The sequence below is a fragment of the Rhizobium sp. ERR 1071 genome, from assembly GCF_007828675.1.
In the GTDB taxonomy this organism is placed as follows: Bacteria; Pseudomonadota; Alphaproteobacteria; order Rhizobiales; family Rhizobiaceae; genus Rhizobium; species Rhizobium dioscoreae.
In genome coordinates this window covers 78230-104276 of record NZ_VITM01000003.1, presented here as the reverse complement: position 1 = coordinate 104276, position 26047 = coordinate 78230, and the positions used below count along the sequence as shown (strand labels likewise).

Annotated in this window: 25 protein-coding genes; 16 read left to right on the top strand and 9 right to left on the bottom strand. The window is 60.9% G+C overall.

Translation table 11 applies throughout. From position 1 onward, the window contains the following. The first annotated feature begins 61 nt into the window (after nt 1-61). Together FBZ99_RS10590 and FBZ99_RS10585 are read left to right on the top strand one after the other, a co-directional pair. Nucleotides 62-1867: a GGDEF domain-containing protein gene (locus FBZ99_RS10590; protein WP_113353956.1), complete on the top strand. Its 1806-nt coding sequence runs from the start codon at nt 62-64 to the stop codon at nt 1865-1867. A 79-nt stretch (nt 1868-1946) separates the two neighbouring features. Beyond that, entirely contained in the window at nt 1947-2945 is a 999-nt protein-coding gene (locus FBZ99_RS10585; protein ID WP_145633018.1) for an NAD(P)H-quinone oxidoreductase, read from the top strand. Here FBZ99_RS10585 and FBZ99_RS10580 read toward each other — a convergent pair. Next, nucleotides 2926-4350 carry an MFS transporter gene (locus FBZ99_RS10580; RefSeq protein ID WP_145633015.1) on the bottom strand — a complete coding sequence of 475 codons (1425 nt, stop codon included), beginning with the start codon at nt 4348-4350 and terminating at the stop codon, nt 2926-2928. The two genes, FBZ99_RS10585 and FBZ99_RS10580, sit on opposite strands and share 20 nt — an antisense overlap. 101 nt (nt 4351-4451) lie before the next feature. On the opposite strand from FBZ99_RS10580, the gene FBZ99_RS10575 reads away from it, so the two are divergent. Continuing rightward, the gene (locus FBZ99_RS10575) at nt 4452-5078 is read left to right on the top strand and encodes a helix-turn-helix transcriptional regulator (protein WP_113331905.1); all 627 of its coding nucleotides are present in this window, start codon (nt 4452-4454) and stop codon (nt 5076-5078) included. 100 nt (nt 5079-5178) lie between these two features. After that, the gene (locus tag FBZ99_RS10570) at nt 5179-6186 is read left to right on the top strand and encodes an asparaginase (protein ID WP_145633011.1); all 1008 of its coding nucleotides are present in this window, start codon (nt 5179-5181) and stop codon (nt 6184-6186) included. Between the two features lie 13 nt (nt 6187-6199). On the opposite strand, the gene FBZ99_RS10565 is transcribed toward FBZ99_RS10570, so the two are convergent. Together FBZ99_RS10565 and FBZ99_RS10560 are read right to left on the bottom strand one after the other, a co-directional pair. Then, nucleotides 6200-6688: a DUF2127 domain-containing protein gene (locus FBZ99_RS10565; protein WP_145633007.1), complete on the bottom strand. Its 489-nt coding sequence runs from the start codon at nt 6686-6688 to the stop codon at nt 6200-6202. An 80-nt stretch (nt 6689-6768) separates the two neighbouring features. Then, nucleotides 6769-7524, bottom strand: a complete 756-nt coding sequence (locus FBZ99_RS10560; RefSeq protein WP_145633004.1) for a DeoR/GlpR family DNA-binding transcription regulator — start codon at nt 7522-7524, stop codon at nt 6769-6771. A 126-nt stretch (nt 7525-7650) separates the two neighbouring features. Between FBZ99_RS10560 and FBZ99_RS10555 the strand changes: the two genes are divergently transcribed. Together FBZ99_RS10555 and FBZ99_RS10550 are read left to right on the top strand one after the other, a co-directional pair. Continuing rightward, nucleotides 7651-8007, top strand: coding sequence for a DUF4406 domain-containing protein (locus tag FBZ99_RS10555; protein WP_145633001.1), 357 nt, complete (start codon nt 7651-7653; stop codon nt 8005-8007). 153 nt (nt 8008-8160) lie between these two features. Then, complete coding sequence (locus FBZ99_RS10550; protein ID WP_145632998.1) at nt 8161-8781, top strand: glutathione S-transferase family protein; 621 nt, start codon at nt 8161-8163, stop codon at nt 8779-8781. A gap of 4 nt (nt 8782-8785) precedes the next feature. On the opposite strand, the gene FBZ99_RS10545 is transcribed toward FBZ99_RS10550, so the two are convergent. Continuing rightward, nucleotides 8786-9142: an MmcQ/YjbR family DNA-binding protein gene (locus FBZ99_RS10545; RefSeq protein WP_145632996.1), complete on the bottom strand. Its 357-nt coding sequence runs from the start codon at nt 9140-9142 to the stop codon at nt 8786-8788. Nucleotides 9143-9170: 28 nt separating this feature from the next. Continuing rightward, nucleotides 9171-9356: a hypothetical protein gene (locus tag FBZ99_RS10540; RefSeq protein WP_145320799.1), complete on the bottom strand. Its 186-nt coding sequence runs from the start codon at nt 9354-9356 to the stop codon at nt 9171-9173. 150 nt (nt 9357-9506) lie between these two features. On the opposite strand from FBZ99_RS10540, the gene FBZ99_RS10535 reads away from it, so the two are divergent. After that, nucleotides 9507-10403 carry a LysR substrate-binding domain-containing protein gene (locus FBZ99_RS10535; protein ID WP_145320797.1) on the top strand — a complete coding sequence of 299 codons (897 nt, stop codon included), beginning with the start codon at nt 9507-9509 and terminating at the stop codon, nt 10401-10403. Between the two features lie 2 nt (nt 10404-10405). Here the strand turns inward: FBZ99_RS10535 and FBZ99_RS10530 are convergent, their stop codons facing one another. Continuing rightward, nucleotides 10406-11065: a glutathione S-transferase family protein gene (locus tag FBZ99_RS10530; RefSeq protein ID WP_145632993.1), complete on the bottom strand. Its 660-nt coding sequence runs from the start codon at nt 11063-11065 to the stop codon at nt 10406-10408. A gap of 304 nt (nt 11066-11369) precedes the next feature. Between FBZ99_RS10530 and FBZ99_RS10525 the strand changes: the two genes are divergently transcribed. Then, on the top strand, nt 11370-14843 hold the full coding sequence (locus FBZ99_RS10525) for an indolepyruvate ferredoxin oxidoreductase family protein (protein WP_145632988.1): 3474 nt from the start codon (nt 11370-11372) through the stop codon (nt 14841-14843). Between the two features lie 85 nt (nt 14844-14928). After that, complete coding sequence (locus FBZ99_RS10520) at nt 14929-16092, top strand: isovaleryl-CoA dehydrogenase (protein WP_145632986.1); 1164 nt, start codon at nt 14929-14931, stop codon at nt 16090-16092. A 39-nt stretch (nt 16093-16131) separates the two neighbouring features. Here the strand turns inward: FBZ99_RS10520 and FBZ99_RS10515 are convergent, their stop codons facing one another. After that, entirely contained in the window at nt 16132-16461 is a 330-nt protein-coding gene (locus tag FBZ99_RS10515) for a type II toxin-antitoxin system HicB family antitoxin (RefSeq protein WP_233789921.1), read from the bottom strand. A gap of 26 nt (nt 16462-16487) precedes the next feature. After that, complete coding sequence (locus FBZ99_RS10510) at nt 16488-16766, bottom strand: type II toxin-antitoxin system HicA family toxin (protein ID WP_246661098.1); 279 nt, start codon at nt 16764-16766, stop codon at nt 16488-16490. A gap of 36 nt (nt 16767-16802) precedes the next feature. On the opposite strand from FBZ99_RS10510, the gene FBZ99_RS10505 reads away from it, so the two are divergent. The 5 genes from FBZ99_RS10505 to FBZ99_RS10485 are packed head-to-tail and all read left to right on the top strand — an operon-like array spanning nt 16803 to nt 22453. Further along, the gene (locus FBZ99_RS10505) at nt 16803-18410 is read left to right on the top strand and encodes a carboxyl transferase domain-containing protein (protein ID WP_145632983.1); all 1608 of its coding nucleotides are present in this window, start codon (nt 16803-16805) and stop codon (nt 18408-18410) included. 10 nt (nt 18411-18420) lie between these two features. Further along, on the top strand, nt 18421-18804 hold the full coding sequence (locus FBZ99_RS10500; protein WP_113331893.1) for a RidA family protein: 384 nt from the start codon (nt 18421-18423) through the stop codon (nt 18802-18804). A 9-nt stretch (nt 18805-18813) separates the two neighbouring features. After that, nucleotides 18814-20802, top strand: a complete 1989-nt coding sequence (locus tag FBZ99_RS10495; protein WP_145632980.1) for an acetyl/propionyl/methylcrotonyl-CoA carboxylase subunit alpha — start codon at nt 18814-18816, stop codon at nt 20800-20802. Beyond that, nucleotides 20799-21668: a hydroxymethylglutaryl-CoA lyase gene (locus FBZ99_RS10490; RefSeq protein ID WP_113353972.1), complete on the top strand. Its 870-nt coding sequence runs from the start codon at nt 20799-20801 to the stop codon at nt 21666-21668. The genes FBZ99_RS10495 and FBZ99_RS10490 overlap by 4 nt, the downstream gene beginning before the upstream one ends. Continuing rightward, on the top strand, nt 21665-22453 hold the full coding sequence (locus FBZ99_RS10485; protein WP_145632977.1) for a crotonase/enoyl-CoA hydratase family protein: 789 nt from the start codon (nt 21665-21667) through the stop codon (nt 22451-22453). Before FBZ99_RS10490 ends, FBZ99_RS10485 begins: the two co-directional genes overlap by 4 nt. On the opposite strand, the gene FBZ99_RS10480 is transcribed toward FBZ99_RS10485, so the two are convergent. Beyond that, on the bottom strand, nt 22450-23820 hold the full coding sequence (locus FBZ99_RS10480; protein WP_145632974.1) for a TIGR03808 family TAT-translocated repetitive protein: 1371 nt from the start codon (nt 23818-23820) through the stop codon (nt 22450-22452). The two genes, FBZ99_RS10485 and FBZ99_RS10480, sit on opposite strands and share 4 nt — an antisense overlap. 207 nt (nt 23821-24027) lie before the next feature. On the opposite strand from FBZ99_RS10480, the gene FBZ99_RS10475 reads away from it, so the two are divergent. Continuing rightward, nucleotides 24028-24798, top strand: a complete 771-nt coding sequence (locus tag FBZ99_RS10475; protein ID WP_145632971.1) for a carbon-nitrogen hydrolase family protein — start codon at nt 24028-24030, stop codon at nt 24796-24798. Between the two features lie 29 nt (nt 24799-24827). After that, entirely contained in the window at nt 24828-25838 is a 1011-nt protein-coding gene (locus tag FBZ99_RS10470) for a ligase-associated DNA damage response exonuclease (RefSeq protein ID WP_113353976.1), read from the top strand. Nucleotides 25839-26047 lie beyond the last annotated feature (209 nt).

Here is a 26047-nt window from a genome sequence, read left to right as displayed (position 1 = left end):
CGCGGTAAATCCAAAGTTTTACTTAAATAAATTAGATTAGAATCCGCAAGTGGAGATGGGCATGTCCCTGACTGCCGCAGTCGAACCGGGCGTATTGCGCCGATATGCCAGCGACCAGATCGTCACTCTCGCCAAACTCGTCATCGAAAATGCATTCCAGCCGATCGTGGAGGCCGGTACGGGTGCCGTTTTCGGCTATGAGTCCCTGATGCGCGGCCAGGAACGCATCGGTTTCGACAGCCCGGTTGACATTCTCGATGAGGCCGAGCGCACCGGTCAGCTTCTCGGGCTGGAGCAAATGGTCACGAGCCGCGCGCTGGCGAAGTTTGCCACCCTGCCCAATATCGCCACCACGACACTTTTCCTCAATCTGGATGTCCGGCTGATTGCGCAGGGCACGGCCTTGGTCGACAGCCTGCTGCAGCACATGAGAAAGGCCGGCATCGCGCCGTCCTCCGTCTGCTTCGAATTCTCCGAACGTTTCGACAATACCATCGTGCCGGAGTTTTCGGCGCTGGTTGCCAAGATGCGCAATGCCGGCTTCAAGCTCGCGATCGATGATTTCGGCGTCGGCCGTGGCGAGATGAAGTTGCTGTCCGATTATCCGGTCGACTATCTCAAGATAGACCGGCATTTCATCGTCGATATCGACCGCAGCGCCCGCAAGCGCCATATCCTGAGGAACCTCGTCAATATCGCCCATGTTCTCGGGACGCGCGTGATCGCCGAGGGCATCGAGACTGAGGCGGAGTTCGTGACCTGCCGCGAATTCGGCGTCGACCTCGTCCAGGGCTGGTTCATTGCCCGTCCGACGGTCCTGGTCAACGAGCTGAAGCAGAGCTTTCCGCATCTGCAGGATCTCGGCAAGACGGCGCGCAACAGCCAGTCGCTTGATGAAATCCTCATCCGCAAGCAGATCGAAGTGCTGCCGACCATCCGCGAAAGCGACAGCATCGACAGTGTCTTCGAGCTCTTTCGCCGCAATCCGCGCCGGGCCTATTTCCCGGTCGTCAATGCCAATGACGAGCCGCGCGGGATCATCCACGAGTACCAGCTGAAGGAATATATCTATCAGCCTTTCGGCCGCGACCTGTTGAAGAACAAGGTCTATAAACGGTCGATCTCGCATTTCGTCGAAATGGCGCCGATCGTCGGGCTCGATTCCGATGCCGACACGCTGATGACGATCTTCGCCAACATGGAAAGCAGCGATTGCCTGATCGTCACCGAAGGCACACATTATGCCGGCATCGTCTCCGCTGCCTCCCTCATCAAGGTCATCAACGAAAAGCAGCTGAAGATCGCCCAGGACCAGAACCCGCTGACTGGCCTTCCCGGCAACAGGGCGATCCATGATTTCATGCAGAACGCCGGCCGCGATGGCGATGAAATCAGGCATTTCTGCTATTGCGACTTCGATAATTTCAAGCCGTTCAACGATGCCTATGGCTTCCATCTCGGCGACCATGCCATCTCGCTGTTCGCTGCATTGATGCGCCGCTATTTCTTTGCGGAGCGCCATTTCCTCGGTCATGTCGGCGGCGACGATTTCTTCATCGGTGTCACCGGCTGGAATATGCAGGAGCTTCGCGAGGTTCTGGACCGGCTGCTTGCCGATTTCCACGCCGACGTCCGCGAGCTCTATTCGGTGGAGGATCGTGTCGCGGGCCGCATTCGCGGCCACGACCGCAGTGGCGCCGAGACAGAGTTCCCGCTGATGCGCTGCTCGATCGGCATCCTGCAACTGCCGGAGGGGCTGGTGATCGACAATATCAGCCGGGTCAGCACCTCCATTGCGGGTATCAAGGCGAAGGCAAAGGAAAGCGCCATGGGCGTGGCATTCCTCGGCTTGGCCGAGACGAATTGACGCCCTCCGGCACTCGGTCCTTTTCAAGCGCTTTGCGCTAAACTATCTCCACTGCTTTGCTGGGAGAGGAGATAGCGCCATGCCCTTGCCGTCTGAAATGCGTTTCGTGGATTTGCCGTCCTTTGGCGGACCAGAGGTCATGACCATCGCCCGAAAGCCTCTGCCGGTCTTGAAGCCGGGCGAGATCCTGGTCCGTGTCGAGGCCGCCGGCGTCAATCGGCCGGATGTGGCGCAACGGCAGGGCACCTATCCCCCACCGAAGGAGGCAAGTCCAATCCTCGGTCTCGAAATATCGGGCGAAGTGGTCGATGTCGCGCCCGGCGTGACGGAGTTTTCGATCGGCAACAAGGTTTGCGGCCTCGCCAATGGCGGTGGCTATGCCGAATATTGCGTCCTGCCCGCCGGCCAGGCGCTCCGATTTCCGAACGGCTATGATGCGGTGCGCGCAGCGGCATTGCCTGAGACGTTCTTCACGGTCTGGGCCAATCTCTTCCAGATGGCGGGCCTCACCGAAGGCGAAAGTGTGCTGATCCACGGCGGCTCCAGCGGCATCGGCACGACGGCGATCCAGCTTGCCCGCGCTTTCGGCGCGACCGTTTATGCGACCGCCGGATCGAAAGAAAAATGCGAGGCTTGCGAGAAGCTCGGCGCCAAGCGGGCGATCAATTATAAAGAAGAGGATTTCGCCGAGGTCATCAAGGCCGAGACGGAACATGGCGTCGATATCATCCTCGACATGATCGGCGCCGCCTATCTGGAAAAGAACCTCGCTTCGCTTGCCCGCGATGGCTGCCTTTCCATCATTGCTTTCCTTGGCGGCGCGGTGGCGGATAGGGCAAACCTTGCGCCGATCATGGTCAAGCGGCTGACCGTGACCGGTTCGACCATGCGCCCGCGCACGGCTGAGGAAAAGCGGGCCATCCGCGACGACCTGCTGTCCCAAGTCTGGCCGCTGCTGGACGAGGGCACGGTTGCCCCCGTTATCTATCGGACCTTCTCTTTCGACGATGTGGTCGAGGCACATCGATTGATGGAAACCAGCGATCACATCGGCAAGATCATGCTGCAGCTGGCTTGATCGTCAGCGACAGGACGACGGCGATAAGGCCGGGTATGGCCATCAGCGCATAGAGCCATGTTGCGGCAGAGAGGCCGCCGGCAATGCCGCCTGGATGGGTCAGGCCTGCTCCATTGACGATGACGCCCGCGAGCGCGGCACCGAATGCGCCGCCCAGCGACTGTGTCATCGAGATCGCCGCCGAGGCTTTGTCTTGTTCGGTCCTGCGGGCGATGCCAATGATCCTGGTTACAAGATGCGCCCAGCCGAGACCGACGCCGAATCCCATCAGGAACATGGCGATCACGGCCGGCGCGAACCTGACGATGGTGTTGAAGGGTGTATTCGTTGCCAGGAACGGGATTAGCGATGCGGTCGCGACGGTCTCCAAAATGCAGCCGCTGATGATGACCACAACGGCCTGTTTGCCGGAAAGCGAGGCGCTGAAGAACGCCGCGATGGTCCAGCCGAGCGCTACCAGCGCCACGAGATAGCCTGAGACCAGCGGCGTTACGCCATGGAGCGTCTGCAGGAAGTAGGGGATATAGATGTCGCTCGTCAGCACCAGCATCATCGTAAATATCGTCAAATAGAGCCGCGCGATGGGGTTGCTGAGCATGACGGCGCCATAGGGCAGGAGGCGCACTTCGCTCTTGCGCTCGATCAGCACCATCGTTGCGACGAGCACGATCGAAGCTGCGATCAGCACCATCTTGTAGGATCCATCTTCGATCGTGCCGGCAATGCTCACGAATAGAACTGCGGTAAGCAGAAGTACGATCTGGATCAGCGGCGTTCTGGTGTCGATCCGATCGTCCGCGACATCGGGCAGCAGCCAGCGCCCCGAGAGCGCCATGAGGACAGCCACCGGGACGAGGATGAGAAAGGCCTCTCGCCAGGCGCTCCCTGCGGCGAAGAGGCCGCCGAGCGTCGGCCCGAGTACGGTCGCTACACCCCAGATGGCAGCGTAGAGCGTAGAGGCCCTGCGCCACAGGGGTTCCGGATAGATGAAACGAATGAAGGCATAGGCGAGGCCGGACAGCATGCCGGAGCCGTATCCCTGAACGGCGCGACCGATCAGCAGCACGGGCATGGTCGGCGCGATGGCGCAAGCTAGGCTGCCGACGCCGAAGGTGAGCGCCGCTGCAACATAGACGGCACGCAAGCCTATTCCTTTCGGCCGGGTCGCAACCGTGATCGAGCCGAGCACGCCTGCGGCGACGAAAAGCGTCGTCATCCACGAGAACAATTCGAGGCCGCCGATATCGCGGACGATCGAGGGCGCAATCGTGGCGGTGATGTAGGATTCGACGGCATAAAGCGTGACGCCTCCGCCCAGCATCAGTGTCGCAGGCAGAAGTCTTGGCGAGAACAGCGTGAAGATGGAGGCTGATTTGAGGGGAGCTGTGGTTTCGATGCTGGACATCGGGCAATCCTCGGTATTTTCCCTAGCGGTTGATTATTTTCCAAGTTATAATTTGGAAAATTACATCCTTGTCGGATTAAAACAAGAGAAAACTTGGAAAAATGCGTCAGTCACCTGCCAATCGAATTCTGATCCTGTTGAAAACCGACGGGCCGCAGCTGGCAGCGGCTGTCGGCGATGCGCTCGGCATATCGTCGGAAGCAGCCCGTCAGCAGCTGACGAAGATGGCGGAGGAAGGGTTGGTCGAGCCTGTAGCGGAAGCTTCCGCCGGCAGAGGCAGACCGCGCCAGTTCTGGCATCTGACGGCGGCCGGCAATCGGCAGTTTCCCGATGGCCATGCAGATCTGACCGCCACCCTGCTTGCCACCATGGCCAGCCAGCTGGGGCAGGGGGCCGTCGATGCTGTCATCTCGGCACGCGAAACGGAGACGCTTCGGCGCTATCGCAGCGAAATCGATTTGACGGCCGATCTGCCCTCACGGGTCGCAAGCCTTGCTGCCATCCGCACGCGGGAAGGTTATATGGCCGATCACTGGCAGGACGATGACGGTTCGTTGGTGCTGGTGGAGAACCATTGTCCCATCTGCGCCGCCGCATCTGCCTGTGCCGGCTTCTGTCGATCCGAGCTGGAGACTTTCCGTATGGTGCTCGGCGCTGATGTCGAACGGGAGGAGCATATCCTGCTCGGCGCCCGGCGTTGCGCCTACAGGATCCGTGACGCAGCCTGAGAGATTGCTTTTTGATGCTGCTCGCTAATATCGGCGATTGGCAATTCAGGGGGCAGCGGCTATCACTGGCCGTCAAGCAAATCAAAGGCTGCGTTCCCCCATGTCCAATCCTGTTTGCGTCGAAGTCACCCGTGGCTCTCTGGTCGAGAGCCGCCATCGTGGTTCCATCGTTGTGGTCGATGGCGATGGCAAGTTGGTCTTCTCGCTCGGTGATATAGAAAGCGGCGTCTTTCCGCGCTCGGCCTGTAAGGCGATGCAGGCCCTGCCATTGGTCGAAAGTGGTGCTGCCGACGCTTATGGCTTCGGCTACAAGGAATTGGCGCTCGCCTGCTCCTCCCACAATGGCGAGGATGAACACGTCGCACTTGCCGCCTCGATGCTGGCGCGCGCCGGTCGCGATGTCGGCACGCTCGAATGCGGCGCCCATTGGTCCTTCGACCAGAAGACCCTTATCCATCAGGCCCGCACCATTGAGACGCCGACGGCGCTGCATAACAATTGCTCCGGTAAGCATGCCGGCTTCGTTTGCGCCTGCTGCCATCAGGACATCGATCCCAAGGGCTATATCGGCTATGACCATCCGCTGCAGCAGCAGATCCGCGAGATGATGCAGAGCCTGACCGGCGCTATTCTGGCGCACGACAATTGCGGCACGGATGGCTGCTCGATCCCGACCTATGCCGTGCCGCTCAAGGGACTGGCGCATGGCTTTGCCAAGATGGCGACCGGTGTCGGCCTGGAGCCCCTGCGTGCCAAGGCATCACGCCGGCTGTTCGAGGCCTGCATGGCCGAACCCTTTTACGTTGCTGGCACCGACCGCGCCTGCACCAGGCTGATGCAGATCGCTCCTGGCCGCATTTTCGCCAAGACCGGCGCCGAGGGCGTGTTCTGCGCTGCAATCCCCGAACAGGGCATCGCCATCGCGCTCAAATGCGACGATGGCACCACTCGCGCGGCAGAGGTCATGGTGGCCGCAACATTGGCCCGCTTCTTCGAGAAGGACGGCGCTGTTCATGCCGGCCTGATGGCTATGGCCGGCCGATCCTTCAAGAACTGGAACGGCATCCATGTCGGCGATATCAGGCCGACGGCTGCTCTGACGGCATAGGTAACTCTTCGCCTCAGCCGCTCGTTTTCTGAGCCGGTACATGGTGCCGGACGACCTTGTATTCCTGCCAGATGAGAACCATGACCACGAGGTCGAAGATGGTGAGGATGATGAGCCCGATACCGTGCGTGTCGGTGAAGCGATAAAGCTGGTAGACGATGAAAAGGCCCAAGGCCGCCAGCGAGGCTGGATAGGCCCACATCTTGCCCCGGAGCAGGCCGATGACCAGCAACACCTTCACCAGCCCATGGCTCAAGAGGTAATAGGCATAGAAATTCTTGGTACCGACCGAAAAATCTTGTGCCCATGTGAGCAGATGGGTCGCGATAAAATCATGCGGGTCGTTGAGCAGCTCGGGCTGTGTGATCCGGTTAGCCAGCCGAAGGATCGATTCGGTGCTGACGAGCGCGAGCACAAGGCCGCCGAGGCATTCGATCAGGGCATGCGCGCCCTTCAACAGGACGCTGATTTCGAAGAGCTGATGAATGCGTCGTTCGTTCATGGGCGATCACAACCTCTGGGGCCTATTCAGGTAGGCTTGATCGGCGGCGGCGACAAGGCATGCCGATCTCCGGCTGTCGGTCAAGTCAGGAAGATCGGCACGTCCATATCTCGATAGGGGGTCAGGTTCTCCTCCGGAATATCTGACGGCACGATCATGCCGGAGACTCCTGTCAATGGCAGGATTTGGCATGGTGAGGCTGCGTCGAGCTTCTCAGCCGTCGCCAGCACATAGGTTTCGGCCGAACACCGCGCGATATGCCGCTTGATGGCCGCTTCCTCGAAATCGCCGGTCGAAAAGCCGCGGGCGGGATGGATGGCGGTGACGCCCAGAAAGAAGATGTCGGCCCTTATGGAGGCGATCGCCGCCACGGCGGCAGCACCCGTCGCCACCATCGAATGCTTGTAGAGCTTGCCGCCGATCAGGATCACCTCGGCCAGAGCATGATGCTCCAGCTCATCAGCAATCGTCGGGCTGTGGGTGACGACGGTGACGGGAAGGTCTTTCGGAAGTTGTCGGGCGATCTCGGCATTGGTCGTGCCGCCGTCCAGAAATACGGTCTGGCTCGGCTGGATCATCTTGGCTGCATAGGCACCAAGCCGGCGTTTCTCGTCGGAGGAGACTGCCTGCCGCGCTGAGAAGTCGGGTAGCTCAGGTGACAGCGGCAGTGCGCCGCCATGCACGCGCTTCAGCAGCTTCTCCGCTGCCATCTCCCGTAGATCCCTGCGGATCGTGTCCTCGGATAGCCCGAGATCATCAGCCAGCGCCTTGGCGATCACCTGGCCGTCCCGGCGCAATCTGTCGAGGATGAGGGTTTTCCGTTGGCTGGTCAGCATGTTGATCTCTGCACGATATATCACGAATAGTCATGAATTTATCAGAATCGATTCGACATTCAAGAAAATATGCGCATATTCGTGCAAATTCCTGCAGGAAGCAGGTATTCAGAATGGAGGCATGACATGTTGATCCTGATTGCGGGGCCCTATCGCTCCGGCACCGGCGATGATCCGAAGAAGATGGCCGAAAACCTCAAGCGCCTTGAGGAGCCGTCCTATGCCCTGTTCAAGGCAGGTCATCTCCCCATGATCGGCGAATGGGTCGCCCTGCCGGTCTGGCATGCCGCCGGCGGCAAGAGCATCGGCGACGATCTCTATGAAGAGATCTTCCACCCGACAGCCGACCGCCTGCTGCAGCTTTGCGAGGGTGTTCTCAGGTTGCCGGGTGATTCCAAGGGCGCCGATAATGATGTCCGCATTGCCCGCGAGCGCGGCATTCCCGTCTGGTACAGGCTGGAAGACGTGCCAGGCTGCGCCTGAGATCAACCGCCCATCCCCATTGAGCCAGCCAATGGGGATGGGGATATCGGCTTAATCGATCAAAACCTTTTGTGGCGCCCATCAGCATCAGCCACTTCCGTATCGGCCGGGTTCGTTTTAGCTTCCTTGCAGAATTCAATTGAGGAACGGAACATGCTGACATTCTATTATGCGCCCGGAAGCTGCGCGCTCGCCAGTCTCATCGCCCTGGAAGAATCGGGCCTTGCCTACGAGCCCCGACGCCTCAACCTCGCCAATGGTGATCAGCGCCAGCCGGATTATCTGGCCATCAATCCCAAAGGCCGCGTTCCGGCGCTGGTGACCGATCGCGGCATCCTCACCGAGAATATCGCGATCATGGCCTATCTCGCCCAGATCGCACCGGCCGCGAAGCTGGCACCGCTCGACGACCCCTTCGAGTTCGCGCAGATGCAGTCCTTCAACAGTTACATCGTCTCCACCGTTCATGTGAACCATTCGCACAAGGGACGCGGCTACCGCTGGACCGACGATGCGGCAGCCATCGAGACGATGAAGGCCAAGGTGCCGCAGACCATGACCGAAAGCTTCGCCTTGATCGAGGATAAGATGCTGAAGGGTCCCTGGGTGATGGGCGAGCAATATACCGTCGCAGACGGCTATCTCTTCACCATGGAGAAGTGGCTGCCGGGAGACAATGTCGATATCAAGCAGTTCCCCAAGGTCAGCGCGCATTATCAGCGTATGCTCGAGCGCCCGGCCGTTCAGAAGGCGCTCGCCGTCGAAGAGGGCTGATCGATCAGCCGAACATTGCTAGAAGTTTTTTCGGGGCGCGGTATCGCCACGCCTCGACTAAGCGCAGCTCCAGTTCCTCGTCGCCGATCGCGGCGATGCGCAGCGGTAGTGATGGCCAGCCGACATAGTGATCCGTCTGGAAATAGATCTCCGGCGCCATTTCCATCAGCTGCTCCTTGCGGTCGACGGGCAGCGACAGCACGATGGTCTCGTTGTCCTTGACGGTCACGAACGCCTTGCCGCCGACTTTGAAGGCCGGCAGTCCATAATGAAGGCCAGGCTCGACCTCGAGCAGCCTGGCTTGCGCCACCAGCCGCTGCAATCGTTCTGCTATGGCGTCCATGCCTAGGTTCGATGTCATGCGCGTTTGAGTGCCATGATTAACTCTCTTATGCGCATTCTTCCGGCTGAATGGTCCGCTTGTCCATAGGCCGCCCCAGGTTTTCCGGCATCAGCGGCAGATCAGCCAATTCTTCCAGCGACATGGCCGCAAGCATGGGATGCTGCAACGGATCGCTATCCGATTTGCGATCCTCTTCGAGAAGATGACTGAAGAAAAGCTTCAAGATCGACATGGCATGCCTCCTTGGATGCTCGCATCGATGCAACCATGAGGGTATCAGCCGAGCGAGCGGCGACGGTCTTCAATTTCATGGTGCAATAATCGCGCGAATATGCGCTCGATGCAATTGAGAATGCGGGGATGCTGATATAGATATTCTATAATGAGAAACCTCAACAACGTTCATTTGAATGGCTTGCGTGCGCTGGAGGCGGTCGGGCGCCTCGGTTCGCTGCAGGCAGCGGCCGATGAACTCGGCGTGACGGTCGGTGCGGTCAGCCAGCAGGTCATCAAGGCCGAGGCGCAACTCGGTCGGCCGCTGTTCGAGCGGACGCCTAAGGGGATGACGGTGACGGCATCGGGACTGGCGGTGCTGGCAAGGCTGGGCGAGGGATTTCAGGCGCTTTCGGCGGCAATTGCGCTTGCGCAGCACAAGGATGAGAATATCCTCACCATTTCGGTGGCACCGGTTTTTGCGGCCCGCTGGCTAGTCTATCGGCTGGACCGCTTCGCCGGCCGCCATCCGGATATCCGCCTGCGCATCGATGCCACGACACGGCTGATCAATCCGGCGACGTCTGATGTCGATATCGGCATTCGGGTCGGCAATGGGCAATGGCCCGGCGTCAAGGCCGAGCTGCTGCTGGCCCAGGAGGTGTTCCCGGTCGTTACGCCGCAGATTGCCGCAACGCTTCGGGAGCCTGCCGATATACTGAAAGTCCCCGCCGTCATCGACGGACATGCGATGTTCGGCTGGGAGGTGTGGCTGCGCGAGGCCGGGCTCCCGGGCCATTGCATGGAAGAGCGTCACATCTTCAACGACGCATCGCTCTGTCTGGATGCGGCCATAGCGGGGCAAGGGGTGATGCTCGCCTGGCAGACGCTGGCGGCTTATGCCCTCCAGCAGAAATGCCTCGTCGATCCCTTCGGCATCCGCGCCAAAACCGGTTTCGGCCATTATTTCGTCACCGCCGAAGGCGTGCGGGAGCCGAAGAAGGTCACCGCCTTCAAGGCCTGGATCCGTGAGGAAATGGAAGAGAGCATGCGTCTCTTCCAATAATGTCAGACCGGCTCCTTGCCGCGGGTCGCCTGCATGGCCTTGTAGGCATCGCGCGACTGGCAGTGCTCGATCCAGGCCTTCATCCTCGGGCGAGCGTCGAACAAGTCCTGCTCGGTTTGGGCATAGCGCAGCACTTCGGCCAGGTTGAGGTCGGCGGCGGTAAAGCGATTGCCGACGAGATAGTCCTGGTTTTGCAGGTGCTTTTCGAGCACGTCGAGCGGTTTCTTCAGCGAGCGGCAGGCGACTGCGATCCCGGCCTTGCCGGCATCGCTATTTTCCTGCGCATTGTCATAGATGCGCACGAGCGCGACGCTATAGGGTTCGACTTCCGTCGCCGCCCACATCGTCCACATAGACATTAGCCCTTCTTCCTCTACCGTCTTGCCAGCCAGCGGGCCGCCATATTTGCGTGCGAGATAGAGGTTGATGGCGAGCGACTCATGCATCGCGAGATCGCCATCCTTGATGCAGGGGATCATGCCCATCGGATTGACCGCCAGAAACTCCGGCGACATCGTGTTGATTGGCGCGTCGGCAGCGAGCGGATTGGCAAGCCGGCTGGCCTGGATGACAGGCACGGATTTGAACTCGATGCCGAGCTCCTCCGCCATCCAGTAATTTCGCGAGGCGCGCGAGCGATAGACACCGTAGATCGTCAGCATATGGGTCTCCCAGATTCGAGTCGGCGCGACCTTATTGGGCAGCTTGGGCGAGTAAAAGACCCTGCCGCTGATATCTGCGATGAAAGCTCGTGATGGATGGCGGATGGCCAGCGCCGAGCAAGCACGAAAATATCCGCCAGCCCGTCTAAATCTTTGCAAATCATGCTGCCGAGGCCTAGCCTTCGTTCAGAAATTAGCGTCGCTGCATGTTACCGTTCGGTTATGGCTTTCGTCGGATGCGGTAGGAGGCATCCGGTGAAAGGTACATGGGCAATCGGTAACTGCGATCTCGGGAGGAGAGCAGATGCTTGCGACCGGCGTTTCGCTAGACGACAAATATACCGCTGAGGATGGCCGCGTTTTCATGACCGGCCTGCAGGCGCTGGTGCGGCTGCCCATGACGCAGATGCGGCGTGATCGCGCCGCAGGACTCAATACGGCAACGTTCATTTCAGGCTATCGCGGCTCGCCCCTCGGCGGCTACGACCAGCAGCTTCTGAAGGCCCGGACTTACCTCGACGCGCATGACGTCACCTTCCAGCCCGGAATCAATGAAGACCTTGCAGCCACGGCGGTCTGGGGCTCGCAGCAGGTCGGCCTTTCTCCCGGCGCCCGCAAGGACGGCGTGCTCGGCATCTGGTACGGCAAAGGCCCCGGCGTTGACCGCTCCGGTGACGTGCTGAAGCACGGCAATGCTGCCGGTACCTCCAGGCATGGTGGGGTCCTCTGTTTTGCCGGCGACGATCATTCCGCCAAATCCTCGACCATTCCGCACCAGACCGACCATGAATTCATGTCGGCGGTCATGCCGGTCATCTATCCTTCTTCGATCCACGAATTCATAGAATACGGCCTGCTCGGCATTGCCATGTCGCGTTATTCCGGCTGCTGGGTCGGCATGAAATTCATTGCCGATACGGTCGAGACGACGGCGGCCGTCGATCTATCAGGAGAAAAGCGGCAGTTCGTCTTGCCGACGGATTTCGAACTGCCTCCCGGCGGCCTCAACCTGCGCTGGCCCGATCCGCCGCTGGTGCAGGACGATCGCCTGCAGAATTACAAGGCCTATGCGGCCATCGCTTTCGCCCGCGCCAATCGCGTCGACGAAATCACGCATGATGTTCCCAATGCCCGCTTCGGCATAATCTCCTCCGGCAAGGCCTATGAGGATGTGCTGCAGGCGTTGCGCGAGCTGGAGATCGGCCCGCGGGAAATGGCCGATATCGGCCTGCGTATCTTGAAGGTGCGCATGCCCTGGCCGTTGGAGCCGGAGGCCGTGCGCCATTTCTCGGAAGGGCTGGACGAAGTTCTTGTCGTCGAGGAGCGTCGCGAAATCATCGAAAACCAGATCAAGCAGCAGCTCTTCAACTGGCGAGCCGATGTGCGCCCGCGCATCGTCGGCAAGTTCGACGAGCATGACAAACCCTATCTCAGCCTGTCTTCGGCGCTGACCGTCGGCGCGGTTGCGAGAGCCATCGCCGGGCGCATCGTCAAGCTCGATCTCGATCAGGGCCTGCATGATCGCATTGCCGCCAAGCTTGCCTATCTTGCCGAGCGCGGCCAGATCAGCCGCAGCCATGTGGCGCCACTGAACCGTACGCCGTTCTTCTGCTCGGGCTGTCCGCACAATACGTCCACCCGCGTTCCCGAAGGCAGCCGCGCCATCGCCGGCATCGGCTGCCATTACATGGCCACCTGGATGGACCGCAACACCGAGACCTTCACCCAGATGGGCGGTGAAGGCGTGCCGTGGACGGCGATTGCGCGTTACACCGACGAAAAGCATATGTTCGTCAATCTCGGTGACGGCACCTATTTCCACTCCGGCATTCTTGCCGTCCGCCAGTCCGTCGCCGCCAAGGTCAACGTCACCTACAAACTGCTTTATAATGATGCCGTCGCCATGACAGGCGGGCAGCCGATCGATGGCTACCTGACGCCGCAGCTGGTCACCAAGCAGCTGCATGAGGAGGGCGTCAAGCCGATCTATCTGCTGTCGGACAATCCCGATGCCTATCGCGCTTCGGAGCTGGCGCCCGGCGTTAAGGTCCTGCATCGCGACCATATCGATCAGGTGATGCTGACGCTGCGCGAGACCGAAGGATGCTCGGCGATCGTCTATGTCCAGACCTGCGCCGCCGAGAAGCGCCGTCGCCGCAGCCGCGGCCTGATGGAAGATCCGGCCAAGCGCATCTTCATCAACAAGGCTGTCTGCGAGGGATGCGGTGATTGCTCGGTACAGTCGAACTGCATCTCCGTCGAGCCGCTGGAAACGGAATTCGGCCGCAAGCGCCAGATCAACCAATCGAGCTGCAACAAGGATTTCTCCTGCGTCAAAGGCTTTTGTCCGTCCTTCGTCACGGTTCATGGCGGCAAGCGCCGCAAGCGGAAGGCACTGGGCCACGCCGACATCGACGTGCCGATGCCGGAAATCCCTGCCATCGCCGATCGTCCCTGGAACATCGCGATAGCCGGCGTCGGCGGCACGGGCATCCTGACCATCGGGGCCATCCTTGGCATGGCCGCGCATCTGGATGGCAAGGTGCCGATGATCCTTGACATGGCAGGCCTCGCCCAGAAGGGCGGCGCCGTCATGAGCCATCTGCGCATCGGTCTCAACCAGGCAGACGTCACCTCCTCGCGCATAGTTAATGGCGGCGCGGACTTGCTGTTGTCGGCGGACGAAGTGGTTGGGGCCTCCAAGGATGCGGTCACGCTCTGCTCAACGACGCGTACGACCGCCATCGTCAACACCGGGCTCATGCCGGTCGCCGATTTCGTTCGCAACCGCGATTTCGACTTCAGGACCGGTTCGATCCAGCATACGATTGCAAAGACCGTCAGCGATAAGTCCGTCTTCCTCGATTTCGGTCAGGTCGCGACCGAGGTCACCGGCGATGCGATCTCGACCAATATCCTGCTAACCGGCTTTGCCTGGCAGCGCGGTCTGCTGCCGCTGTCGTTGGAGGCGATCGAAAAGGCGATCGAGCTCAACGGCGTCGCCGTCAAGGCGAGCCTCTCCGCGTTTCATTGGGGCCGGCTTCTCGCGCATGATCCGCAGGCCGTGCATGCCCTGATGGTCGCGCCCGATGCCGGCAAGACGCTGGCTGACATGAGTCTCGATGATCTCATCAGGCATCGCAAGGCGCATCTGACCGCCTATCAGGATGCGGCCCTTGCCGAGCGCTATGGTGCTTTCGTCGCCCACGCCAATGCTCTGGCGACGAAAGAGCGGCTTTCGGACAAGGTGCCCTTTGCCGTCGCCGTCACTTATGCGCGGATCCTGGCCTACAAGGACGAATATGAGGTTGCCCGGCTGCTCACCGATCCGGCTTTCGAAGCACAATTGCGTGAGGAGATGGAGGGAGATTTCAAGCTGGCCCTCAATCTTGCCCCACCCATCCTCGGCGGCAGGGACCCGAACGGCCGACCAAGGAAGCGCGAGTTCGGCGCCTGGATCCTGCCGCTGCTGCGGATGCTTGCACCAATGAAACGGCTACGAGGCACCGCTTTCGATCCCTTCGGCTATATGGCGGAGCGGCAAATGGAACGCCGCCTGATTGCCGAATACGAAGAGATCGCCGGGCGTGTGCTTTCCAGTCTGCGCCACGACAACGAGACAGAAGCCCTTGCCATTCTCTCGCTGTTTGATGAGATAAGAGGCTTCGGCCCGGTCAAGGAGGAGGCTCGCCGGAAGATCATGGTGAGGATAGCGGACAGACTGAAAGCCTATGAGATGCCGCGGGAGGCGCAGCATGTACCCGCAGATGCGGCATGACGCCGGCGGCGGAAACTTGAAGCAGGCATAACGAGACATACGTTCAAAGAAATTGGACGTTCGGGAGGTCGGGAGGAGAAGCCGGATGTTTTCTGGGGGATTGAACTTCGCGCTGGGCGAGGACATCGATGCGCTGCGCGAGCAGGTGCGCCGCTTTGCCAGCAATCGCATTGCACCCTTTGCAGACGAGATCGATCGCAACAACAGCTTCCCGATGCATCTGTGGCGGGAGATGGGCGATCTCGGCGTACTCGGGATCACGGTTGACGAAGCCTATGGCGGCGCCGGCCTCGGCTATCTCGCCCACACGGTTGCCATGGAAGAGATCAGCCGTGCTTCGGCTTCCGTGGGTCTGAGCTACGGCGCTCATTCCAACCTCTGCGTCAACCAGATCTACCGCAACGGCACGGCGGCACAGAAGGAGCGCTACCTGCCGAAGCTGATTTCAGGCGAGCATGTGGGGGCTCTCGCCATGTCGGAGCCGAGTGCAGGCTCCGATGTCGTCTCCATGAAGCTGCATGCCGAAAAGCGCGGCCATCGCTATGTGCTGAACGGTAGCAAGATGTGGATCACCAATGGCCCGGATGCCGATGTGCTCGTGGTCTACGCCAAGACCTCTCCGGATGCCGGTCCGCGCGGGATTACCGCCTTCCTCGTCGAAAAAGGCTTTCCCGGCTTCTCCGTCGGCCAGAAGCTCGACAAGCTCGGTATGCGCGGCTCGAACACCTCGGAGCTGATCTTCCTCGATTGCGAAGTGCCCGAGGAGAATGTTCTCGGTCAGGTGGATGGCGGTGTCCGCGTGCTGATGTCAGGTCTCGATTACGAGCGTGTGGTCCTTTCCGGTGGCCCCGTCGGCATCATGGCGGCCTGCATGGATGTGGTGCTGCCTTACATGCATGAGCGCAAGCAGTTCGGCCAGTCGATCGGCGAGTTCCAGCTGATGCAGGGCAAGCTGGCCGATATGTATGTCACCATGAATGCCTGCCGCGCCTATGTCTATGCCGTGGCCGCCGCCTGCGATCGCGGCGAGACGACGCGCAAGGATGCAGCCGGCTGCATTCTCTACTCCGCAGAAAAGGCGACGGCGCTGGCGCTCGAATGCATCCAGGCGCTCGGTGGCAACGGCTACACCAATGATTATCCCGCTGGACGGCTGCTGCGCGACGCCAAGCTCTATGAGATCGGTGCCGGCACATCCGAAATCCGGCGCATGCTGATCGGCCGTGAGCTGTTTGGCGAAACGGCCTGACTGCGAGATCGAGACATCAACGAATTTAAAGACGCGTGCCTATGCCTTCACAACCATGGAAGCCGACTCTGCATCTCGAGAGGCGGCTTCCGTCAACGTATCGGTGATCCATTGATTGACGGACTGAGCCTTGTTTCCTGCGGCGCGAACGACCTGCTCATGCAGGCGCGGAGTCATGCGCAGGGAAAGATTCCCCGAAAATGGTCGATCGGGTTCCTGCGATCTTTCCGCGCAAAATGCGAGGTAGTCATCGACGCTGTCGCGGAAGGCCTGCACCAGTTCTTGCGCCGTTTCCGCTTCAAAAGTCACGATGTCTCTGATGCCGACGATTCTGCCATGAAAAACCATGTCGTCCTCATCGAATTCCACCGAACCGGTATATCCCTTGTAAGATCTCATGGCTTTATTCCCAAATCTGTCAGAAACTCCCTGACCGTGCGCACCACATATTGCTTCGTATCAGGCTTCGGATGTGGCCGATGGATGAACAATGTTCGGCCGCTTTGCGTAAAACGAACGCGCGAGCCGCTTCCTTCCGACATCTCGCAGCCAATTGCCACCAGCAGGGCCTCAATGTCTTGCCATTTGATCGTGGCCTTCACCGGGTTGCTGAAAATGGCTTCCAGCGTCTGCCGCTGCTTTGAATTCATGGATTGTTCCGCAATGGCAAACAAGTGGTATCAAAATATGGTAGCAAATAGGCCAAGTCAATGACCGTCCTGAAATCAGAGATATCGACGCATACGGATCGCTTCCGCGGCAATCGCGCCGCCATGCTGGAGGCGATCGGCGTCGCTGAGGCTGCGGCGTCGCAGGCGGCGGAAGGCGGCGGCGCGCAGGCGCGTGAGCGCCATGTCGGCCGCGGCAAGATGCTGCCGCGCGATCGTGTCGCCGGGCTGATCGATCCCGCCACGCCGTTTCTGGAGATCGGGACGACGGCAGCCCACGGTCTCTATGGCGGCGAGGCACCGGGCGCCGGGTTGATCGCCGGCATCGGCCGCGTTTCCGGCCGCGATTGCATGATCGTCTGCAATGATGCCACCGTCAAAGGTGGCACTTATTATCCGATCACGGTGAAGAAGCATCTGCGCGCGCAGGAGATTGCAGCGGAAAACAATCTCCCCTGCATCTACCTCGTCGATTCCGGTGGTGCCAACTTGCCGAACCAGGACGAGGTATTTCCCGACCGCGATCATTTCGGGCGCATCTTCTACAATCAAGCCAATATGTCGGCGGCCGGCATTCCGCAGATCGCCGTCGTCATGGGTTCCTGCACGGCGGGTGGCGCCTATGTGCCGGCCATGTCGGACGAAACCATCATCGTCGAGAAACAGGGAACGATCTTTCTCGCCGGTCCGCCGCTCGTCAAGGCGGCGACGGGGGAGGTTGTCTCTGCCGAAGATCTAGGCGGCGGCGATGTCCATACGCGCCTTTCCGGTGTTGCCGATCATCTGGCGCGCGACGATGCCCATGCGCTCGCACTCGCCCGGCAAGCGGTCGCCAATCTCAATCGCCGCAAGCCCGAGAGTGTCGAGCGTCGCACGCCCGAGGCGCCGCTCTACGATCCCGAGGATATTCTCGGCATCGTCCCCTCGGATCTGCGCACGCCCTATGACGTGCGCGAGGTCATCGCCCGCATGGTAGACGGCTCCCGCCTTGATGAGTTCAAGGGGCGCTACGGCACGACGCTAGTCTGCGGCTTTGCCCACGTCCACGGCGTCCCAGTCGGCATCATCGCCAACAACGGCGTTCTCTTCTCGGAGTCGGCGCTGAAGGGCACGCATTTCGTCGAGCTTTGTTCGCAACGCAAGATCCCGCTGGTCTTCCTGCAGAATATCACCGGCTTCATGGTCGGCCGCAAATACGAGACGGAAGGGATCGCCAAGAATGGCGCCAAGCTGGTGACGGCTGTGGCGACGACCAAGGTCCCGAAGATCACCATGCTGATCGGCGGTTCCTTCGGCGCCGGCAATTACGGCATGGGCGGCCGGGCCTATTCGCCGCGTTTTCTCTGGACCTGGCCCAACAGCCGCATATCCGTTATGGGCGGAGAGCAGGCGGCAGGCGTGCTCGCCACCGTACGCGGCGAGGCGCTGGCGCGTGCCGGCAAGCCTTGGACGCCGGAAGAAGAGGCCGCCTTCAAGGCGCCGACGCTCAAGATGTTCGAAACCCAGAGCCATCCGCTCTACGCCTCGGCCCGCCTATGGGACGATGGCATCATCGATCCGCGCAAGAGCCGCGACGTGCTGGCTCTGTCGCTTTCAGCAGCACTCAACGCACCGATCGAAGACACACGCTTCGGTCTGTTCAGGATGTGAGGAGACGGAGATGAAACGCGATGCCATCAATGCCAAGAATGCGCCGCAGCCCCGCGGCGGTTATGCTCAAGCCGTAAAGCTCGAGAATTTCGAACGATTGCTTTTTATCAGCGGACAGATACCGACCGACGTCGACGATGCCTTGCCGGAGGGTTTTAAGGCGCAGGCTCGCCAGGTCTGGCACAACATCGATGCGCAGCTGAAGGCGGCCGGCATGACGAAGGACGATATCGTCAAGGTCACCACCTTTCTCGCCGATCGACATCATACGATCGAGAACCGCGAGATCCGTAGCGAATATCTGGGCTCGCTTACGCCGGCCATGACTGTCGTGATCGCCGGTATTTTCGATACGGCCTGGCTGCTCGAAGTCGAAGTCATTGCCGCGCAATAGGGTCTGCCGATGTTTTCGAAGATACTGATCGCCAATCGCGGCGAAATCGCCTGCCGGGTCATCTACACCGCAAGGCGCCTCGGCATCCGCACGGTCGCCGTCTATTCCGACGCCGATCGGAATGCCCTGCATGTGACCCTGGCCGACGAAGCCGCCCATATCGGCCCGGCGGCGGCGAGCGAAAGCTATCTTTCGAAGGAAAAGATTATCGCAGCCGCAAAGCGAACCGGCGCGGAGGCCATCCATCCGGGCTACGGCTTTCTCTCGGAAAATGCAGCTTTTGCCGAGGCCGTCGAAGCTGCCGGCCTGGTTTTCATCGGCCCGTCGCCGGCCTCCATTCGAGCGATGGGGCTCAAGGATGCGGCCAAGGCGCTGATGGAGCGGGCCGGCGTGCCCGTTGTTCCCGGCTATCATGGCGATAGGCAAGAGCCCGGCTTTCTTGCCGAGCAGGCCGACGGCATCGGCTTTCCCGTTCTTATCAAGGCGAGGGCCGGCGGCGGCGGCAAGGGCATGCGCCGCGTCGACCGTCCGGAGGATTTCGAGGCTTCGCTGGAGGCGGCGAAGCGCGAGGCGAAATCCGCTTTCGGCGACGATGCCGTGCTCATCGAAAAATATCTCGTCAAGCCGCGCCATATCGAGATTCAGGTGTTCGGTGACAGCCAGGGCAATGCCGTGCACCTCTTCGAGCGCGATTGCTCCCTGCAGCGCCGGCACCAGAAGGTGATCGAGGAGGCCCCGGCGCCCGGCATGACGGAGGAGATGCGCAGCGCCATGGGCGAAGCGGCGGTTCGTGCCGCCCGCGCCATCGATTATCGCGGCGCCGGCACCGTTGAGTTCATCGCCGATGTCTCCGACGGCCTGTCGCCGGATCGCTTCTTCTTCATGGAGATGAACACCCGCCTGCAGGTCGAGCATCCCGTCACAGAGGCAATCGCCGGCGTCGATCTTGTCGAATGGCAATTGCGCGTTGCGAGCGGCGAGCCGCTGCCGAAAACGCAAGCTGAGCTCACCATAAACGGCTGGGCCTTCGAAGCCCGCATTTATGCCGAAGACCCATCGCGCGGCTTCCTGCCGGCAACCGGCACGCTTTCCCACCTGCGCTTTCCCGAAGGCGATGTCCGCATCGATGCCGGCGTGCGCGAGGGCGACAGCATCACCCCGTATTACGACCCGCTGATCGCCAAGCTGACCGTGCATGCGCCCGATCGGGCGGCGGCGCTTGCCAAGCTCACGCACGGGCTGGAGCAGATGCAGGTTGCCGGAACCACCACTAACCTCGATTTTCTCATCCGATTGAGCCGCCAGCCGGATTTCGCCGCCGGCCGACCGGACACGGGATTGATCGACCGTGACGTGGAGGCGCTGACCTCGGTGCAACCGCCAGACAATGCTGCCCTCGCCATTGCTGCCATTGTGGAGGCGGGTGGGTTCGCAGAAGCCACTGGCAGCGATCCTTGGCTGTCGCTCGGTCCTTGGCAGCTCTGGGGCGAAGCAAGCCGTCCCGTCACACTGCATTTTGCCGGTGGTCATCAGAATTGCCGCTTGGCTGCAAAGAGTCGGTCGCTGTTCAGCGTCACCTTTGACGATCGCATCATTCTCGTTCGCTTGCTCGCAGGCGAGGGCCTTTCCCGCCACGTCGAGATCGACGGCCGGCAGTCCCATGTCGATATCTTCGAGACATCGGCAGGTATGACTTTATTCCTCGATGGACAGACGCATCATTTCCATCGACTCGATCTGCTCGACGGTGGAGAAGAGGCGGCCGGCGGTGGCGATCGCGTCATCGCGCCGATGCCGGGCCTCGTCAAGATCGTACGTGTGCGCGAGGGCGACGCGGTGGCGAGGGGCCAGGCGCTGATCGTCATGGAGGCCATGAAGATGGAGCTGACGCTGACGGCGGCACGCGGCGGCATCGTCGAAGGTCTGTATGTCGGCGAGGGGGATCAGACCAGCGAAAGCGCCGTGCTTCTGTCACTTCGCCCGGAGGATGCGGCATGAGCGACAAGCCTTCCAACCACGTCACCATCGTCGAGATGGCACCACGTGACGGGCTGCAGAACGAGAAGCGGCAGGTCGATACCGAACACAAGATCGAGCTGGTCAATCTGCTTTCGGATTGTGGTTTCGAGCGAATTGAAGTCACCAGCTTCGTCAGCCCGAAATGGGTGCCGCAGCTTGCGGATGCTGCTTCGGTCATGGCCGGCATAGAGCGGCGTCCAGGCGTTCGTTACGCAGCGCTGGCGCCCAACATGCAGGGCTTCGAGGCGGCCCTTGCGGCGGCCGCCGATGAAGTGGCGATCTTCGCTTCCGCCTCGGAAACCTTCTCCATGCAAAACATCAACTGCTCGATCGCCGAGAGCATCGAGCGCTTTCGGCCGGTGGCGGCCGCCAGTCGGGATCGCGGCGTTCCGTTGCGCGGCTATGTCAGCTGCGTCGTCGAGTGCCCCTATGAGGGCGCAGTGCTGCCGCAAAATGTCGTCAGCGTCGCGTGGCAGTTGCGTGCGCTTGGTTGCTATGAGATCAGCCTTGGCGACACGATCGGCAAAGGCACGCCCGAGGCCGTCGACCGGATGCTTGGCGCAGTGCTCGGAGAACTCCCCGCGGCAGTCCTTGCCGGCCATTTTCATGACACGTCCGGCCGTGCGCTCGACAATATCGGCGTCGCGTTGGAGCGCGGCCTGCGGGTATTCGATGCGTCAGCCGGCGGCCTTGGCGGTTGTCCCTTCGCTCCCGGCGCCAAGGGCAATGTCGATACCGTTTCTGTTCAAGATTATCTATCGGCGCGGGGCTTCGAGACCGGTCTCGACGAGGACAAGCTTGCCCGCGCCGCCGCCTTTGCCCGCAGCCTCAGGAGTGCCTCATGATATCGCAGACGATCCGCATCGCCACCGACGAGCGCGGTGTTGCCCATGTGACGCTGGCGCGCCCGGAAAAGCACAATGCCCTTTCGGCGGAGATGATCGATGACTTGACAGCGGCAACGGACGACCTTGCTCACGACAGCGCAGTCCGGGTCGTCGTGCTGACCGGCGAGGGCGCCAGTTTCTGTGCCGGCGGCGATCTCGGTTGGATGCGTGCCCAGTTCGATGCTACGCGGGATGGGCGTATGGCCGAGGCGCGGCGACTTGCCATGCTGTTCAAGGCGTTGAACGAATTGCCGAAGCCGCTGATCGCCCGCGTCCAGGGCAATGCTTTCGGCGGCGGTATCGGCATCCTCAGCGTCTGCGACATGGTGATATCGGCATCGACGGCCCGTTTCGGCCTGACGGAGGTGCGCCTCGGCATCATTCCGGCCACGATCAGTCCCTATGTCGTCGCGCGCATCGGCGAAGCGAATGCGCGCCCGTTGTTTCTCTCCGGCAAAATCATCGATGCCTGGCAGGCGCATGCCCTCGGGCTCCTGTCACGGGTCGTGGCGGAGGAGGCACTGGATGAGGCCGTAGAAGCCGAAGTCCGCCATTTCCTGGGAGCGTCACCGCAGGCAGCGGCCCGCGCTAAGGCCCTGGCGCGCTCCGTCGGCAGGCCGATTACCGATGGCATGATCGATCACGTCGTCGAACAATTGGCAGATGCCTGGGAGACCGACGAGGCGAAGGAAGGCATCACCGCCTTCTTCGAAAAGCGGCAGCCGAACTGGCGATCGGCCTAAACGAGTCTGTTGTTTTCGATGGTCAGCTGCGGAAACTGCATGCTTCCCCTGACCAGCTCTCCCGATGCCGGCTTGTCCCAGCGGAAGCCCATGATCGCGGCTTGCTGCATTTCCTGGAAGAGATTGCCTGCAATCACCGCCGAGCCGGCGCCATCGGCGACGGAGACGACGCAGCCGATGCCGGCATGTCTGACGATATTGCCGGTCGCAACGACATTACGGAGATATTGCCCCCAGCCGAGCCGCAGGCCCCAGAGCGGTGCATTCTCGATAACATTATCGGCAACAAGCGTATCGGCTTCCGCCGAGATGCCGATGCCGAAACCGCCGTCCTGCGCATAGGGTGCGGTAAGCGACAGGCTGCGGATGACGTTGCCCGTCACCGAAGCGAGCCTTCCGCCCTTGTCGAAATTGGTAACTGAAATGCCGTTGGCGGCGCCATCGACCAGATTGTTGCTGATCGTGGCGCCGACAAAATCGAATTCGCAGTAGATGGCGGTTTCGCCGGAGCGCAGGCACTGATTGTTCGAGATCTGCACATTCGATGCCGAGTTGGCGCGAATGGCCGTAAAGGCGCAATCGGCGATCTGATTGCCGGAAACCGTGACGCCATCCGCGCGGAAGATATTGATGCCGTTTCCGTTCTGGCCGGTGCCCCCGTCGTTGGCGCGAATGCGGGCGATACGGTTGTTGGTGACGCTGCTGCCATCCTCGGCCTTGTCCCAGCGATGGATCAGAATACCGCCATTGCCGCAATCCTCGACGCGATTGCCTGTCACCGCCAAGCCGGTGGATTGCACGGAATAGATCCCCGTCTCGGCCGCTCCGGAGATGTGGCTGCGCTCGATCCGACCGCCACAGCGCTCCAGCTGCAGTCCGTGCTTGCGGCTGCCGATTATTTCGCAATTGTCGATCAGCACTTCGTCGACGCCGGTAAATTGCAGAAGGCCACCCGCATAATCGGCAAGCCAGCGATTGCCGCCATCGAGCACGAGGCCGGAAAGCTCGATACGCCTGGCTTTATCTGCATTCATCAGATGGCCGTCGCCGCTATAGATGAGCCGCGAGGCGCCAGGAACGCCTGTGATGCGCGTATTATTGGGGAGTGTCAGGTTTGAGATGTTGTAGGTGCCCGGTGGTAGGAAAAGCGGCATGTTGCTTCGCGCCGCATTGTCGATCATCGCCTGCAGCTTGCCGCTCTTGAAATCGCTGGCGCCCGGTGTCGTCTTCAGCGCAATGGCGTCGATCGGACCGCGCAGCTCGGCACCGGCCATCTTGGCAAGTGGTGCCGCGAAACCGCGCCGTGCAAGCAGGCCAGCCGCTGCCGAGGCGGCGAGGGAAGCGATAAAGGCGCGGCGTTGGATCATTATGAACTCCTGGAACGTCACTTACGAAGCAGAAATCGTGCCAGGCCCATCTGTGCCGTTTTGATACAGAAGCTGTTCTTCAAACGCTTTCGATCGGCCAAGAGCCTCGACCTCTTTCTATTTCATTTACCAGTCCGGTAGAGGCGATGACCCGCACCTGATCCATTTGTGCTAGGGGCGACTCGCCGCGCATGTTACCTCTGCCGCATGCGGATCGCGGCCTTTCAACGTCTGGCACTTTTCGATGCCGTCGAGCAGGCGGCCCAGGCTTTGGCGCGCGATCTCGCCTGGGCGGAAAGGCAGGGCATCGATCTCGCCCTCTTTCCAGAATGCTATCTGCAGGGACACAGCTACAACGAAGCCATCGCCAGACGCCGCGCGCTTTCCCTCGACGATCCCGGTTTGGACGCGCTTGTCGCTCGCTTCGCCTCGAGCAGGACGACAGCGATTATTGGCCTCTTCGAGAAGAGAGGCGATGCGCTCTACAACAGCGCCATGGTCGTCAAGTCCGGCCGGATAGCCGGCGTCTATGCCAAGGCTCACCCGCTCGAAAGCGGCTGCAGGCCGGGAAAGGATTTTCCGATCTGGCAGGAGGGCCATTGGCGCTTTGGCATCAATATCTGCGCCGATCTCCGATATCCCTATACCGCAGCTCGTTTGGCCCGAAAGGGAGCGGGCCTCATCTGCAATCCCGTCAACCTGATGCTTCGGCCCCACAAGGCGGAGAAATGGCATAGGCCGGGCATTTCGAGCCTGCAGATATGCGCCAGGCATACGGGCTGCTGGGTCATGGCGTCCGATGTGGTCGGCAGCAACGAGGATGGCTGGGTGAGCTACGGCACCAGCGCAATCGTCGATCCGAACGGCGCCGTCGTGGCAAAGGCCAAGCCGCATAGCGAGGATGTCCTCGTCTTCGATCTGCCGGATCGGCAACCCGAACGCGGATTCGCGCGAAAAGCAGCTGATATCGCTACCTAATTGTGCAAATCGCGCTATCCTCACAAGTCATGAGACCCGATCAACTGCTTTATCCGGCGCCTGCGGGCCTGTTCTGCCCGATCGGCGGCTTCTATATCGATCCCGTGCAGCCGGTCGAGCGAGCGCTCGTCACGCATGGTCATTCGGACCACGCTCGTTCCGGCCATGCCAATGTGCTCGCCACGCGCCAGACCCTCGATATCATGCGCATCCGCTACGGCGATGGCTTTGCCGGATCGGAGCAGGCGGTTGCCTTCGGCGAGGAAGTGACGATCAATGGCGTCAAGGTGCAGTTCCATCCTGCCGGCCACGTCCTGGGTTCGGCTCAGATCGCAGTGGAGAAGGATGGACTGCGCATCGTGGTCTCAGGCGATTACAAGCGCCGGCCCGATCCGACCTGTGAAGCCTATGTGCCGGTCCCCTGTGATGTCTTCATCACCGAGGCAACCTTCGGGCTGCCGGTCTTCCATCATCCCGATCCCATGGCTGAGACGCGCAAGCTCCTGGCTTCGCTTCGGCAGTTTCCGGAACGAACGCATCTGATCGGCGCCTATGCGCTCGGCAAGGCGCAGCGCGTCGTCCGCCTGCTGCGCGATGCCGGCTATGACAAACCGATCTATATCCATGGCGCGCTCGAAACCCTGTGCGACTACTATGTCAGCCAGGGCATCGCGCTTGGCGAACTCAAGCCAGCCACCATCGAAAGCCGCGATCAGTCGATCTTTCAGGGCGCCGTCGTCGTCGGTCCGCCCTCCGCGTTTCAGGATCGCTGGGCGAGACGATTTAACGATCCGCTGCCGGCTTTCGCCTCCGGCTGGATGATGGTGCGCCAGCGTGCCAAGCAGCTTGGCGTCGAGCTGCCGCTGGTCATATCGGATCATTGCGACTGGCCCGAACTGACCGAGACGATCTCCGATTTGAAGCCGAGCGAGGTTTGGGTCACCCACGGCCGCGAAGAGGCATTGGTGCGCTGGTGCGAGCTGCAGGGCATCGCCGCCAAGCCGCTGCATCTCATCGGCTATGAAGACGAGGGAGACTAGATGATGAGGGTCGTCCACTGTCTCACCTTCTCCCCAGCGGGGAGAAGGTGGCCCGAAGGGTCGGATGAGGGGGGCAACTGCCTCGGATCGATTGACTTTTCCGCTCGTGGTATCCCCCTCATCCGCCTGTCGGCACCTTCCCCCCCGAGGGGAGAAGGAGGTGCGCGGCAACTATTTCATCTCATATGCGATTACCTTCTCCCCAGTGG